General features: G+C 58.9%; 11 protein-coding genes. 3 read left to right on the plus strand and 8 right to left on the minus strand.

Translation table 11 applies throughout. The annotated features are described in order from the left end of the window. The first annotated feature begins 133 nt into the window (after positions 1-133). Together HU743_RS25970 and HU743_RS25975 are read left to right on the plus strand one after the other, a co-directional pair. The gene (locus HU743_RS25970; protein ID WP_186652133.1) at positions 134-1264 is read left to right on the plus strand and encodes a carbon-nitrogen hydrolase family protein; all 1131 of its coding nucleotides are present in this window, start codon (positions 134-136) and stop codon (positions 1262-1264) included. A 4-nt stretch (positions 1265-1268) separates the two neighbouring features. After that, positions 1269-2309: an AraC family transcriptional regulator gene (locus tag HU743_RS25975; protein WP_186622069.1), complete on the plus strand. Its 1041-nt coding sequence runs from the start codon at positions 1269-1271 to the stop codon at positions 2307-2309. A 418-nt stretch (positions 2310-2727) separates the two neighbouring features. On the opposite strand, the gene HU743_RS25980 is transcribed toward HU743_RS25975, so the two are convergent. Both HU743_RS25980 and HU743_RS25985 read right to left on the minus strand, forming a co-directional pair. Next, a complete protein-coding gene (locus tag HU743_RS25980) occupies positions 2728-3588 on the minus strand; it encodes a DUF2242 domain-containing protein (protein WP_186652135.1) in 861 nt (286 codons plus the stop codon). 92 nt (positions 3589-3680) lie between these two features. Further along, a complete protein-coding gene (locus HU743_RS25985) occupies positions 3681-4580 on the minus strand; it encodes a LysR substrate-binding domain-containing protein (RefSeq protein WP_186652137.1) in 900 nt (299 codons plus the stop codon). Between the two features lie 117 nt (positions 4581-4697). Between HU743_RS25985 and HU743_RS25990 the strand changes: the two genes are divergently transcribed. Next, positions 4698-5903 carry an MFS transporter gene (locus HU743_RS25990; RefSeq protein ID WP_186652139.1) on the plus strand — a complete coding sequence of 402 codons (1206 nt, stop codon included), beginning with the start codon at positions 4698-4700 and terminating at the stop codon, positions 5901-5903. A gap of 110 nt (positions 5904-6013) precedes the next feature. Here HU743_RS25990 and HU743_RS25995 read toward each other — a convergent pair whose 3' ends face one another. From HU743_RS25995 to tig, 6 genes are all read right to left on the minus strand, one after another. Continuing rightward, the gene (locus tag HU743_RS25995) at positions 6014-7885 is read right to left on the minus strand and encodes a SurA N-terminal domain-containing protein (RefSeq protein ID WP_186652140.1); all 1872 of its coding nucleotides are present in this window, start codon (positions 7883-7885) and stop codon (positions 6014-6016) included. A 227-nt stretch (positions 7886-8112) separates the two neighbouring features. After that, complete coding sequence (locus tag HU743_RS26000; protein WP_003183171.1) at positions 8113-8385, minus strand: HU family DNA-binding protein; 273 nt, start codon at positions 8383-8385, stop codon at positions 8113-8115. 149 nt (positions 8386-8534) lie between these two features. After that, a complete protein-coding gene (gene lon, locus HU743_RS26005) occupies positions 8535-10931 on the minus strand; it encodes an endopeptidase La (RefSeq protein WP_186652142.1) in 2397 nt (798 codons plus the stop codon). Positions 10932-11093: 162 nt separating this feature from the next. Further along, on the minus strand, positions 11094-12377 hold the full coding sequence (gene clpX / locus HU743_RS26010) for an ATP-dependent Clp protease ATP-binding subunit ClpX (protein WP_016775335.1): 1284 nt from the start codon (positions 12375-12377) through the stop codon (positions 11094-11096). 112 nt (positions 12378-12489) lie between these two features. Next, positions 12490-13125 carry an ATP-dependent Clp endopeptidase proteolytic subunit ClpP gene (gene clpP, locus HU743_RS26015; RefSeq protein ID WP_007951559.1) on the minus strand — a complete coding sequence of 212 codons (636 nt, stop codon included), beginning with the start codon at positions 13123-13125 and terminating at the stop codon, positions 12490-12492. A gap of 92 nt (positions 13126-13217) precedes the next feature. After that, positions 13218-14528: a trigger factor gene (gene tig / locus HU743_RS26020; protein WP_186549829.1), complete on the minus strand. Its 1311-nt coding sequence runs from the start codon at positions 14526-14528 to the stop codon at positions 13218-13220. Positions 14529-14999 lie beyond the last annotated feature (471 nt).

The raw sequence follows: 14999 nt of genomic DNA on the forward strand, positions 1-14999 counted from the left end.
AAGAGTCGCACTGCTGTCACTCAATGACCGTAACTGACAAGTTAATGATCCAAATGCGCAACACCCCTTGGCAAGCGCAGGCGCGCGCCCTACCCTAGTCGGCACACCCTGTACCCGGCTGTTGTTGGATTTCATGCGCAAACTTCTGTACCTGTTTTTTTCCATGGCCATCGTCGCCGCCCTGACCACCTACGCCATGTGGGCGGCAGACCGGCCGGCGGGCCATTACCTGTCGGACCTGCGCATCAGACTGGCGCTCGACCAGGGCACGCGCGCCGACCGCGGCAATCTGCTGGGCATCCAGCCCGAACTGTTTCCCACCGACTACCAAAGCCCCGAGCGTCTGCACCGCAAACTCGCAGCGTATTTTCAGCAAGCGCAGGATCAAGGCTTGTTGAATGAAAAGACCGTGGTCGTGCTGCCGGAAAACGTCGGCACCTGGTTGATGATCAGCGGCGAAAAAGACGAGTTGTATCAGGCCTCGACCGTGACCGAGGCGATGAACTGGCTGGCGGCGAGCAACCCCTTGCTGTTTGCGCGCGCCTGGCTCAGCGCCAAGGGCAGCGACCGGCTCAACGACGCGCACCTGCGGATGAAATCCACAGCGATGGCCAAGGATTACCAGGCGCTGTTCGGCGGGCTGGCCAAAGAGTTTGGCGTGACACTGGTGGCCGGCTCGATCGTGCTGCCGGAACCGAGCATCCGTGACGGTCAGCTCAAGTCCGGCAGCGGTGCGCTGTACAACAGCAGCGTGGTATTCGGCCGCGATGGCGTGCCGCTCGGCCAGCCGCAACGGCAGATGCACCCGGTGTTCGATCAGCGCGAGGTGATCGAAGGCGCGGACAAGCACCTGATCGGCGTGGTTGATACGCCCGCCGGACGTCTCGGCGTACTGATTGGCAGCGACAGCTGGTACCCGGACAACTACCGTCGACTCGACGCGCAAGGCGCGCAGTTGGTCGCAGTGCCGGCGCAGGTGTTCGGCCAGGACGCCTGGAACCAGCCTTGGCGCGGCTACAAGGGGTCGAGTACGCCGAAGTCGGTCAGCCTCAAACCCGGTGAAGTCAGCGAAGGCGAGGCCTGGCGTCGGCTGACCCTGACCGCACAACCGCCGAGCAGCCGCGCGATTGCCGGAGTCAGCGTGTTCATGCGCGGGCAATTCTGGAATACCTCCGGCGCCGGCCAAAGCTTTATCAGCAGCAACGGACAGCAATTCGCCGATGGCGAGGCCCGTGGTGCGCGTATGTTGAATATCTGGTTGTAAGGCCATGAAGCCGCTGCCGATGCGCCTCGGGGATCTGTCGGTAGGCTTTGTCCACAGCCTCGCCGACGCGGTGCGCAGTCATGCGCTCGATCCGCAGCCGCTGCTGGAACAATACGGCCTGGACCCCGCGCGCCTGGCCGAAGCCGGGGCGCGCTTGTCGATCCCACGCTACATGCGCCTGGGCCATGCGGCGATTCAGCTGACCGGCGATTCGGCGCTGGGCTTGCGCATGGGCCGGCTCAGTCGCCTGAGCCAGGCCGGACTGGCCGGTGTCACCGCCGCGCAAGCGCCGACCGTGCGCGAAGCCGCCCGTTGCCTGATCCGCTTCGAGGCGCTCTACGGTTCCAACTATCGAGGCCAGTCGAGCTTTCACGAAGACGCCAACGGCGCGTGGTTGCGCTTTTATTCGATCAGCCCTTACAACGCCTACAACCGTTTTGTGGTGGACTCGATCGTCTCCGGGTGGCTGCATCAACTCTCCAGCGTCTGCCACGAACCGCTGCGCGCCGAACGCATCGAGATCGAATTCGCCGAGCCGGACTACCGCGAGGCTTATCACATGCTGGGCGATTGCCCGATCCAGTTCGGCGCCGACGGCAATCAGTTGCGCCTGAGCCTGGACAGCCTTGCACGGCGCAATCCCGAGCATTGTCCAAGTACCTGGCGACACCTGTTGCACCTGTGCGAACGCGAACTGGAGCAACTGACGCGAACCCGCAGCCTGCGCGAGCGCATCATTCAGCTGTTGGGGCCGTTGCTCAACGGTGGGCGGGAGCCGGAGCTGGAAGAGGTCGCGGCACGCCTGAAGCTGCCGACCTGGACGTTACGGCGCAAACTGGCCGAGGAAGGCACGCAGTTTCGCGCGATCCTCAACGACACTCGCCGCGACCTGGCGATGACTTACATCCGCGACACCGAACTGGCGTTCGGCGAGATCGCTTACCTGCTGGGTTTCGCCTCAGCCGAAGCGTTCCAGCGCGCCTTCAAACGCTGGAGCGGTCAGACGCCCGGCGAATTTCGCCGCAGTCACCGCAAGACAGCTTAGGAGCAGCCGCAAGCTGCAAGCTGCAAGCTGCAAGCGAAGGCTAGAGTTCGGTGGCGTCGTCGGCGGGCTCGGGTTGGTCCAGTTCGTACGCCTGGTACTCGAGCAGCTCTTCTTGATATTCATCCATCGCGTAATCCCCCTGCTGCTCTCTTGAATTGACCTGAACCAATGCCCAGTGCCTCGAGCCTAACGTGCTCGTGTGAAGGAAAAGTGAAACCCGGCCTTCATGAATAAACGTAGCAGTGGGTCAGGAATTTATCGCGGGATTATCGTCGCGCGAATGTAACCAGATTTAAGCGGCGGCAAAAAACTGTGGGAGCGAGCTTGCTCGCGAAGGCGGTCTTTCAGTCACATCGTGCTGAATGTACCGGCGCATTCGCAGCAGGCTCGCTCCCACAGGGGCTGAGGTGCAGCTGTTTTATTGGCCCGAAGCAGGCATCGCCGGAATCGGCTCGGACGGCGGCGGGATGTCCGGGTTGGTCGGGGGCGTGATGGTCTCGGTCGTCGGAGCGGGTTCCGCGCTCGGCGCCGGGGTGATCGGCGCGGCTTCTGCAGGCGGAGCGACCGGTTCCGAGGACACTGGCGCGGTCTCGGCGGGTGCAGGCGTCGGTTCTGCAGCGGGCGCAGGTGTCGCGGCAGGCTCAGGCGCCGGCGTTGAGGTTGGTGTTGGCGCCAGTGGTGCCGGCGCCGCCTTCACCTCGGGCACGCCCAGGTCGGCCTTGGGTTTCTCTTCGATGTGCGCGGCCTTCTTCGCATCCGCCGGCAGGAACAATTCCACCAGCGTGAAAAAACGCTCATAGAACTTCTGCGACGTGACTGTCTCGCTGGCGACCTTGACCATCGAATCGTCGGACGAACCGATCGGCATCGACACCGACCCCAGCACACCCACGCCGAGGCTGGCCGAGTTGTTGGTTTTCTTCAGCGCATAACGGTCCTGCAAGGCGTTGGCGAACATCGTGGCATGGTGCCCGCTGCTGCCGTCATCGGCGCAGACCACATTGAAGCTGATCTCCATGTGGGTGTCGCCGGTTTGCTGGAAACTCTTGTGGCCACTGACCAACTTCGGGTCGCTACTGGTGATGATGTAGCCCTGACTGAGCAACGCACGACGCGCCGCCTCGCAACTCACCGCGTCGGTCACCGGGTAGTTACGCGAAAAGGTGCCGGAATCATCGAAGTTCTCATGCTCATACATCGGCTTGTCTTTCGAACAGCCGGCAACAGCAGTCAACAACAGCGCCAATCCGACAACACGCATGGGAGTGGAAATCAACATTGAACATCCTGAGGAAAAACGGTGCGGGACGTATTGTGCAACAGATCTTCGCCCCGCGGCGTATGGATTAGTGTCTTGAAACAGTTACAACTCTATCGGCCCTGGGTTGCAGGGAAAAGTCGCAACGCCAAATGATCGATGAACACGCGTAATTTCGCGGTGGCATGGCGACTGGACGGCCACAGAACCCAGAATTGCCCGACATGCTGCAGGCGCGCGCCCAGCACTCGACACAACTGGCCTTGCGCCTCGGCCTCACGGGTCATGAAATCAGGCAGACAGGCGATACCCATGCCCGCCAGCGCCGCATGGCTCACCGCTTCGATCGAGGTGCTGACCAGCCGGGTCGGCAACCGTGGTTCAGCGGCGTCTGTTTCGCGTACCAGCGGCCAGGGCTCGAGCTTGCCGGTGGCGTGAAAAGTATGCCGGAGACAGGCATGCGTCGCCAGATCAGCGGGCGTTTGCGGCACACCGCGCTGCTGCAGATAAGCGGGACTGGCCACCAGCACCATGTGAAACGACCCCAGCGACCTCGCCATCAAGCGCGAGTCCCGTGGTTTACCGGTGCGGATCACCGCGTCGAAACCTTCTTCGACGACGTCGACCATGCGATCGGTCAAGTCCAGATCAAGCTCTATCTGCGGGAACAACGCCATGAATTCGGTCAGGACCGGCATCACCAGTCCATGCACCTGCGGCAGGCTGATGCGCAACTTGCCATGGGGCTGGGCTGCGGCGTCGGACAACTCCAGTTCTGCCGCCTCGACCTCCGCAAGGATCTTGCGACAGCGTTGCAAAAACAGCGCGCCTTCACTGGTCAGCGTGATGCTGCGAGTGGTGCGGTGAAACAGGCGCACGCCCAGGCGCGCCTCAAGTCGGGCAATGCTTTTACCCACCGCCGACGATGACACTCCTTGCAGCCGGCCAGCCTCGGTGAAACTGCGCGTCTCGGCGACTTGGACAAACACCGAAATACTGCCCAGGCTATCCACACCTCACCCCCATTGACGACATCCATGTCCGATATGTTCGGAACCATAACCTGTTTTTCGCCGATGTGCAGCGCCCTACCCTGTGCTCCTCGTCAACTCTGCACAAGGATGCCGGTCATGAACGACATACAACTCTGTGGCACCACGCTGACACCCGCAATCGATTCCGGCGCACGCCTGCCCCTGTCCGCGCTGCTGGCCCTGGCCATGGCGGGATTCATTACGGTCATGACCGAAGCCTTGCCGGCGGGCCTGTTACCGCAAATGAGCAACGGCCTGCACGTCTCTCAGGCACTGATTGGTCAGTTGGTCACGCTGTACGCGATCGGCTCGATACTGGCAGCGATTCCGCTGACCATCGCCACTCGCGGCTGGCGACGCCGCCCGTTGTTGCTGGGCGCCATTGCTGGGTTTGCCGTCGCCAACAGCCTCACCGCCCTGTCGCAGTGGTACTGGCTGACGCTGATCGCACGCTTTATTGCCGGTGTATTTGCCGGATTGCTGTGGGCCCTGCTGGCAGGCTACGCGAGCCGCATGGTTGCCCCACACCTGCAAGGCCGGGCCATTACAGTCGCCATGCTCGGTGCACCGATTGCGTTGTCGCTGGGCATTCCCGCCGGCATCTTGCTCGGGACGCTGGTGGGCTGGCGGCTGAGCTTTGCGATCATGACCCTGTTGACCGTGATATTGGTGATCTGGGTACGTTGGCAAGTGCCGGACTTCGCCGGCGAACGTGAGGAAAAACGCCTGCCATTGCGTCAGGTGTTTACCCTGCCGGGCGTGCGATCCGTCTTGTTGGTCACCCTTACCTACGTTGTCGCGCATAACCTGCTGTACACCTACATCGCCCCGTTCCTGCAACCGTCCGGTCTTGCTGCCAATGTCGATCGGGTGTTACTGGTGTTCGGCCTGGCGTCGGTGTTGAGCCTGTGGATCGTCGGCAACCTGATAGATCGCTGGCTGCGCGAAATGGTGCTGACCAGTGCAGGGCTTTTCCTGCTGTCGGCCATAGCGCTAGGTGTGTGGCGCGAATCGCCGAGCGTGATTTACCTCGCGACCGCTGTATGGGGATTGGCATTTGGGGCGATGCCGTCGCTGCTGCAAACCGCCTCGGCAAAAACCGCCGGGGATGCCGCCGACACCGCACAATCGATGCTGGTGACGCTATGGAATGTTGGAATTGCCGGTGGGGGACTGGTGGGAGGTCTGCTGCTGACTGACCCAGGTGTGGGAGCATTTCCGTGGATCGTCACGGGGTTGCTGGGGGTGACGCTGTATACGACGCTTAGCGCACGCAACCACGGGTTTGCGGCTGCCGGGTAAGTTTTCCGGTTGGCATATACCGAGCACCCTGACGGCCGCTACGAAAAGCAAAAAAAAAGCCCCAGGCCAATCGACCTGGGACTTTTTTACAGCGACAACTCAGTCAGCCATCAGTACCGCTTGATGTCCGCCTGGCTCTCCAACTGCTTGCGATACGCCGCAAAGTCTTGCTGACCTTCACGGGACGCGAGGAAGCGACGGTACTGCGCCTTCTCTTCATCCGTCGGCGCCGCCGCTTCGTTAACGCCATTGAGGCGCACGATCATCAGGCTACCGTCCGGCAACGTGACATTGCTGAACGTCGGTTTGTCCTTGGATGCCGGCTTCGGCATGCGGAACAGGGCCTGCAGAACAGCCGGCTCGACACCTTCCTGACCACGGGTGGCCGCTTCGGTGACTTTCCAGCTCTGGCCATCAATCGCCTTGTCCAGTGGCGCCTTGCCGTCGCGCAGATCAGCGATCAGCTTCTCGGCACGGGTCTTGGCCGCAGCGCTGGCGTGTTCCTTGGTCAGTTGCGCACGGATGGCCGCGCTCACGCTTTCCAATGGCAACTGGGCAGGCTTGAGGTGTTCCTTGGCACGCAGCACGATCACGGTTTCCGGGTCCAGCTCGATGGCGGTGCTGTTGGCGCCTTCATCGATGACTTCAGGACTGAACGCAGCAGTGACCACGGCGCGGTTGGCAGCAACCCCTTCGCCACCCTCGCGGCCGAACGGCTTGGAGGTGTGCACGGTAAGCTTCAAATCGGCGGCTGGCTGAGCCAGGTCGGACGCTTCGAACGCCGAATCTTCCAGTTGCTTGGTCGCCTCGACGAAACGCTGCTCGACCTGCGCGGCTTTCAGCTCGCGGGTCAGCTTGTCTTTCAGGCTGGCCAGTGTCGGCACTTCAGGCGCTTCCACACCCAGCAGCTTGATCAGGTGATAACCGAAATCGGTGCGAACCGGCTCCGACACCTGGTCTTTCGACAACGAGTACAGCGCTTTTTCGAATGCTGGATCGTAGACGCCAGGACCGGCGTAACCGAGGTCACCGCCATTGTTGGCCGAACCCGGATCCTGCGAGAACTCCTTGGCCAGCGCTTCGAACTTCTCGCCCTTGGCCAGACGCGCCTGGACTTCGTCGATTTTCGCCTTGGCCTGCGCTTCGGTGGTCTTGTCGTTCACTTCGATCAGGATGTGAGCGGCACGACGCTGTTCCGACAGGTTGGCGATCTCTTTCTGATACGCAGCCTGCAGGTCCTCATCCTTGACGGCGACCTGATCGAAGAACGAAGACTTCTTCAGTTCGAGGTAATCGATGACCACCTGATCCGGGGTCATGAACTCCTTGGCGTGTTCGTCGTAGTAAGCCTTGACCTCATCGTCGGTCAGCTTGACCGCCGCTGGATCAGCCTTGACCGTCAGGGTGGCGAAATCGCGGGTCTGTTTTTCCAGACGGGCGAAGGCCAGCACTTCGGCATCGGTCACGAAACCGCTGCCCGCGACACCGGCACGCAGTTGGCCGATCAGCATTTCCTGGGCCAGCATCTGGCGGAATTGCATGCGGTTGTAACCCAGTTGACGGATCACCTGATCGAAGCGCTCGGAACTGAATTTGCCGTCGACCTGAAATTCAGGCGTCTGCAGGATCACCTGATCCAGCGCCGCTTCAGAGAAAGCGAATTTCGATTGTTCAGCGCCTTGCAGCAGCAGCTTGCGATCGATCAGGCCTTTGAGCGCGGATTCGCGGAGCATTTTTTCATCGAGCAAGGAAGCATCGAAATCCTTGCCCAGCTGTTGCATCAACTGACGGCGTTGCATATCAACGGCCTGACTCAGTTCATTCTGGCTGATTTCTTCACCGTTGACCTTGGCCGCCTCGTTGGTGTGAGTCGTGGCCTGGAAAATGGCGTCGAAACCGGTCAGGGCCATCAGTGCAACGATGACCCCGATAATGGTCTTGGCAATCCAGCCTTGTGAATTGTCCCTGATATTCTGCAGCATGCGTCCCCCAGAAACGGTTGAACTTCAATTTAGGCAACCGTGGAGCGTGGGTAGAATCCGGATAGAAGAAAGGCGCATCCGAGGATGCGCCTTCTCGTAACTGGCGGAGCGGACAGGGCTCGAACCCTCGATCCCGGCGTTACAGGTGCCTGTTCCAGCCACCTGCTCTACCGCTCCGCTGCCAAGTCAGGCTTGACCCCGACCCGGATGGGTAAAAACCTGAAAACTTAGTTAACAGCTTCTTTCAGTGCTTTACCGGCTTTGAAACCTGGCTTCTTGGCAGCCGGGATTTCCAGAGTCTTGCCAGTTTGCGGGTTACGACCGGTACGCGCCGGACGGTCAGTCACGGAGAAAGTACCGAAACCAACCAGAACAACGGAGTCGCCAGCCTTCAGAGCGCCAGTGACGGATTCGATTACAGCGTCCAGCGCACGGCCAGCAGCAGCTTTCGGGATATCAGCGGATGCAGCGATAGCATCAATCAGTTCCGACTTGTTCACTCTAAGTCCCCTTATATCTATTTTGAGATGATTCTAAGTTTTTTTGGTGAAAGCAAAAACGAGTGCTGAATGGCCTACAGACACTTAAGAGCCGCTTTATAACAAGGGCTCTAAAAAGCTGTCAAGGAAGCCCCCCAGGCAAAAACGTATTAATGCGTGCTAATTCTTTCCTTAGAGTCAGACTCACGTTTTTCGTCCTTGGCAACTATCTCCGGAGCCACATCCGGCAAGGGCTCCGGCGCGTATTGCAGCGCAATTTGCAGGACTTCGTCAATCCATTTAACCGGTTTAATCTGCAGATCCTGCTTGATATTGTCAGGAATCTCCTTCAGATCGCGCACATTCTCTTCCGGAATAATCACAACCTTGATTCCGCCACGATGTGCCGCCAGCAGTTTTTCCTTCAGACCGCCAATTGCCAGCACTTGTCCACGCAAGGTGATTTCACCCGTCATGGCGACATCGGCGCGCACCGGGATGCCGGTCAATGCCGAGACCAGCGCCGTGCACATGCCTACGCCGGCACTCGGACCGTCTTTCGGCGTGGCCCCTTCCGGCATGTGAATGTGGGTGTCACGCTTCTCGTGGAAGTCCAGAGGAATGCCCAGGCTCTTTGCACGGCTGCGTACGACCGTCAGGGCCGCGGTGATCGATTCGACCATCACATCGCCCAGCGAACCGGTCTTGATCAGTTGCCCTTTGCCCGGTACGACAGCAGCTTCGATGGTCAGCAACTCACCACCAACCTGAGTCCAGGCAAGGCCTGTCACCTGACCGACCTGATCCTGCTGCTCGGCCAGGCCGTAGCGGAATTTACGCACACCGAGGAAGTGTTCCAGCAAGTCAGCTGTCACTTTCACCGAGAAGCGTTTCTCCAGCGCATGCTCTTTGACGGCCTTGCGGCAGACCTTGGCGATCTGGCGTTCCAGGCCACGCACGCCGGCTTCACGGGTGTAGTAACGGATGATGTCGCGGATCGCTTCTTCGTCGAATTCCAGCTCGCCCTTCTTCAGACCATTGGCAGTGATCTGTTTTGGCGAGAGGTATTTGACGGCGATATTGATCTTCTCGTCTTCGGTGTAACCCGGCAGACGGATGACTTCCATCCGGTCCAGCAAGGCCGGCGGAATATTCATCGAGTTCGAGGTGCACAGGAACATCACATCGGACAGGTCGTAATCGACCTCCAGATAGTGATCGTTGAAGTTATGGTTTTGCTCGGGATCGAGCACTTCCAGCAACGCCGACGCCGGATCGCCACGCATGTCGCTGCCCATCTTGTCGATCTCATCGAGCAGGAACAGCGGGTTGCGCACCCCGACTTTTGTCATCTTTTGAATCAATCTTCCCGGCATCGAACCGATGTAGGTCCGACGGTGACCACGGATTTCCGCTTCATCACGCACGCCACCCAAGGCCATGCGCACGAATTTACGGTTGGTCGCATGGGCGATCGACTCGGCCAGCGAGGTTTTACCCACGCCCGGAGGACCTACCAGGCACAACACCGGGCCACGGATTTTTTTCACGCGTTTTTGCACGGCGAGGTATTCAAGGATGCGTTCCTTGACCTCTTCGAGGCCGTAGTGATCGGCATCGAGAATGTCTTCCGCCCGCGCCAGATCCAGACGCACCTTGCTCTGGGCCTTCCACGGCACCTGCACCAGCCAGTCGATGTACGAGCGCACCACGGTGGCCTCGGCGGACATCGGCGACATCTGCTTGAGCTTGTTCAGCTCGGCTGTCGCCTTGGCCAGCGCGTCCTTCGGCAGGCCCGCGGCATCGATACGCTTTTTCAGCTCTTCGATTTCGTTGTGGCCTTCATCACCATCGCCCAGCTCTTTCTGAATGGCCTTCATCTGCTCATTCAGGTAGTACTCGCGCTGGCTGCGCTCCATCTGCTTTTTGACGCGGCCACGAATGCGTTTTTCGACCTGCAGCAGGTCGATCTCGGCATCCAGCAACGCCAGCACGTGTTCGACGCGGGCCGACAGGTCGATGATCTCGAGGATTTCCTGCTTCTGCTCGATCTTCAGCGCCATGTGCGCGGCCATGGTGTCGACCAGACGCCCCGGCTCATCGATGCTGTTGAGCGACGACAGGACTTCAGCCGGGACTTTCTTGCCCAGTTGCACGTATTGCTCGAATTGCGACAGCAGCGTGCGCACGAAGACTTCGGATTCGCGCTCGGCGGCGTCGACTTCTTCGATCAGCGACACTTCGGCACGGCAGTGGCCGTCGACCTCGCTGAAACGCTCAACGGTGCCGCGCTGCTCACCTTCGACCAGCACCTTGACGGTGCCATCAGGCAGCTTCAGCAATTGAAGAACGGTGGCGATAGTACCTACGCGATAGAGCGCGTCCTCACCGGGATCATCATCGGCCGGGTTTCTCTGGGCCAGCAGCAGGATCTGCTTATCGCCTGCCATCGCGGCCTCAAGGGCTTCGATGGACTTCTCGCGCCCCACGAACAGCGGGATAACCATGTGCGGATAAACCACGACATCACGCAATGGCAGGAGAGGCAATTCGATGGTTGTCTTCATGATTTCGCCTCTACGGCGGCCATATGGCCGTAATCAGATGGAATTAAGCTTGAAACCAAGATGGGGGCTGCCTCGAAAAAAAACAAGCGCAAAACGGCTGTAAAAAATGACATAAAAAAAAAGAGGCCCGAAGGCCCCTTCCTGTTGCAGCACAGTGGACACTTACGCGTCCGGTGCTGCCTTGGCCGTCGGCTCACTGTTTTCGTAAATATACAGTGGCTTGGACTTGCCTTCGATGACGCTTTCGTCGATCACGACCTTGCTCACCTCGGACTGCGAGGGGATTTCGTACATCGTGTCGAGCAGCACACCTTCGAGAATCGAACGCAGTCCACGGGCACCGGTTTTACGTTCCAGGGCACGTTTGGCGACCGATTTCAGCGCGTCGGAACGGAATTCCAGATCCACGCCTTCCATCTCGAACAGCTTGGCGTATTGCTTGGTCAAGGCGTTTTTCGGCTCGGTGAGAATCTGCATCAGCGCAGCCTCATCCAGCTCGTCCAGCGTCGCAAGAACCGGCAGACGACCGACGAATTCCGGGATCAGACCGAACTTGACCAGATCGTCAGGCTCGACTTCACGCAGGGACTCACCGACTTTCTTGCCCTCTTCCTTGCTGCGCACTTCTGCGTTGAAACCGATGCCGCCCTTGGTGGAACGGTTCTGAATAACCTTTTCCAGACCGGAGAACGCACCACCGCAGATGAACAGGATGTTACGGGTGTCGACCTGCAGGAATTCCTGCTGCGGATGCTTGCGGCCACCTTGCGGCGGTACCGAGGCAACCGTGCCTTCGATCAACTTCAGCAAGGCCTGCTGCACGCCTTCACCGGACACATCGCGGGTGATCGACGGGTTGTCGGACTTGCGGGAAATCTTGTCGATTTCGTCGATATAGACAATACCCATCTGGGCTTTCTCTACGTCGTAATCGCACTTTTGCAGCAGCTTCTGAATGATGTTCTCGACATCTTCACCCACGTAACCCGCCTCGGTGAGGGTGGTAGCGTCAGCGATGGTGAACGGAACGTTCAGCAAGCGTGCCAGCGTTTCCGCCAGCAGGGTTTTACCAGAGCCTGTCGGGCCGATCAGCAGGATGTTGCTCTTGCCGAGTTCGACGTCGTCAGCCTTCTTGTCACGCTGGTTCAGGCGCTTGTAGTGGTTGTACACCGCTACGGCCAAAACCTTTTTGGCACGTTCCTGACCAATGACGTACTGGTCAAGGATGCCGCTGATTTCTTTAGGCGAAGGCAATTTATGCGCGCTGCTTTCGGCCTGGGCTTCCTGCACCTCCTCGCGGATGATGTCATTGCACAGGTCGACGCACTCGTCGCAGATAAAGACCGAGGGGCCGGCAATCAATTTGCGCACTTCATGCTGGCTTTTGCCACAGAAGGAGCAATAGAGCAGCTTGCCGTTGTCCTCGCCGTTGCGGGTGTCAGTCATTCGTTCGATCCAAATCCGATAGGCTTGCAACACAAGATGAAGGCTATTGCGGGCTTTTTCAAGCCCGCTGCTGATCGGACGCGCCGATCAGGCCTGTTTTGTGCCGCTTATTTTAAGCTGGACGCTGATTGATTACTTCGTCGATCAGGCCGTATTCCTTCGCAGCTTCTGCACTCATGAAGTTGTCGCGATTGGTATCGCGTTCGATTTCTTCCAGAGTACGGCCGCTGTGCTTGGCCATCAGCGTGTTCAGTCGCTCGCGGATGAAGAGGATTTCCTTGGCATGGATTTCGATATCCGAAGCCTGGCCCTGGAAACCGCCCAGTGGCTGGTGAATCATCACGCGCGAGTTTGGCAGGCAGAAACGCTTGCCCGGTGCACCGGCGGTCAGCAGGAATGCGCCCATGCTGCACGCCTGACCGATACAGGTCGTCGAGACGTTGGGCTTGATGAACTGCATGGTGTCGTAGATCGACATGCCCGCTGTCACCGAACCGCCCGGTGAGTTGATGTACAGATGGATGTCCTTGTCCGGGTTTTCCGCTTCAAGGAACAGCAGTTGCGCACAGATCAGGTTGGCCATGTAGTCCTCTACCGGACCCACCAGAAAGATCACTCGCTCCTTGAGCAGGCGCGAGTAGATGTCGTAGGCGCGTTCGCCACGAGCGGACTGCTCGACAACCATCGGGACCAGACCGCCTGCGGCCTGGATATCAGAGTTCTGCTGAATATAAGAATTACGGAACATGCTCTGCAGTCGCTCCCAAATAGTTATGTCTTGAATACGCATAAGCCAGCTCGAGAGCTGGCTTATGGTGTGCACTTCTAACGCAAAATCAATCAGTCGGCTGTTGGAGCTTCTACCGGCTTGACTGCTTCTTCGTAGGAGACCGATTTGTCGGTCACACTAGCTTTCTGCAGAACAGTATCCACAACTTGTTCTTCCAGCACAACCGAACGCACTTCGTTCAGTTGCTGCTCGTTTTTGTAGTACCACGACACGACCTGCTCAGGCTCCTGGTAGGCCGAAGCCATTTCCTGAATCATTTCGCGAACGCGAGCGTCGTCAGGCTTGAGGTCGAATTGCTTGACCACTTCAGCGACGATCAGGCCCAGCACTACGCGACGCTTGGCTTGCTCTTCGAACAGCTCGGCCGGCAGTTGGTCAGGCTTGATGTTGCCACCGAACTGCTGAACAGCCTGCACGCGCAGACGGTCAACTTCGTTGGACAGCAGGGCCTTCGGCACTTCGATCGGGTTGGTGGCCAGCAGACCATCCATCACCTGGTTCTTGACCTTGGACTTGATTGCCTGACGCAGTTCGCGCTCCATGTTCTTGCGAACTTCGGTGCGGAAACCGTCGATGCCGCTTTCCTTGATGCCGAACTGAGCGAAGAACTCTTCGTTCAGCTCTGGCAGCTTAGGCTCCGACACAGTGTTGACGGTCACGGTGAACTCGGCAGTCTTGCCCGCCAGGTCGAGGTTCTGATAGTCCTCAGGGAAAGTCAGGTTCAGCACGCGCTCTTCGCCGGCTTTAGCACCTACCAGGCCTTCTTCGAAGCCCGGGATCATGCGACCGGAACCCAGCACCAGCTGAGTGCCCTTGGCGGAACCGCCAGCGAACACTTCGCCGTCAACCTTGCCAACGAAATCGATGTTCAACTGGTCTTCGTTCTGGGCAGCGCGATCGGCCACTTCGAAACGGGTGTTCTGCTTGCGCAGGATGTCGAGCATCTTGTCCAGATCAGCGTCAGTCACGTCAGCGCTCAGGCGCTCGACAGTGATGCCTTCGAAGCCGGCAACGGTGAACTCTGGGAAGACTTCGAACACGGCTACGTATTCCAGATCCTTGCCCGCTTCGAGCGACTTTGGCTCGATCGAAGGCGAACCGGCAGGGTTCAGCTTCTGCTCGACCACGGCTTCGTAGAAGGAAGACTGGATGACGTCGCCTACTGCTTCCTGGCGCGCATCAGCACCGAAACGGCGCTTGATTTCGCTCATTGGCACTTTGCCTGGACGGAAGCCAGCAATCTTGGCCTTTTGGGCAGTCTGCTGCAGACGCTTGTTGACCTGAGTCTCGATGCGCTCAGCCGGCACGGTGACGCTCATGCGGCGCTCGAGAGCAGTAGTATTTTCAACAGAAACTTGCATGGATATTCCTCGTTGCACAGACGTTAGCCGGCCGTTTCCGACCCAAGAATCAAGGGCATGCATTCTAGTGGGTCAAACTCAAGAAGTCACCCTACTGAAAACGGGTAAAAAAACAGCAGGCAATTTAGCGGGGCCGCCACACAAACGCAGCGCGCCCCGCAGGCGAATACAACCCTTCGCGCCAGGGCTCTGTGCCAACCGCTTCTATATATAGAAGAGACTGCCAATCACTCCCTGACGGCCGACCTTGCGAGCAAGAACGGCGAGCAGTGCAACATCATCGAACAACTTAAATACGACGAAGCGCCCTGCCCCTGCGCCCCAAAACCGCGATACCGGGCTTCAGAACCGCAAAAACAAAAAAGGCGCCAGACTGTTAAATCTGGCGCCTTTTGAAATATGGGGTGGACGATGGGGATCGAACCCACGACAACGGGAGTCACAATCCCGTGCTCTACCAACTGAGCTACG

The organism is Pseudomonas sp. SWRI99 (assembly GCF_014270125.1).
Taxonomy (GTDB): domain Bacteria; phylum Pseudomonadota; class Gammaproteobacteria; order Pseudomonadales; family Pseudomonadaceae; genus Aquipseudomonas; species Aquipseudomonas hamedanensis.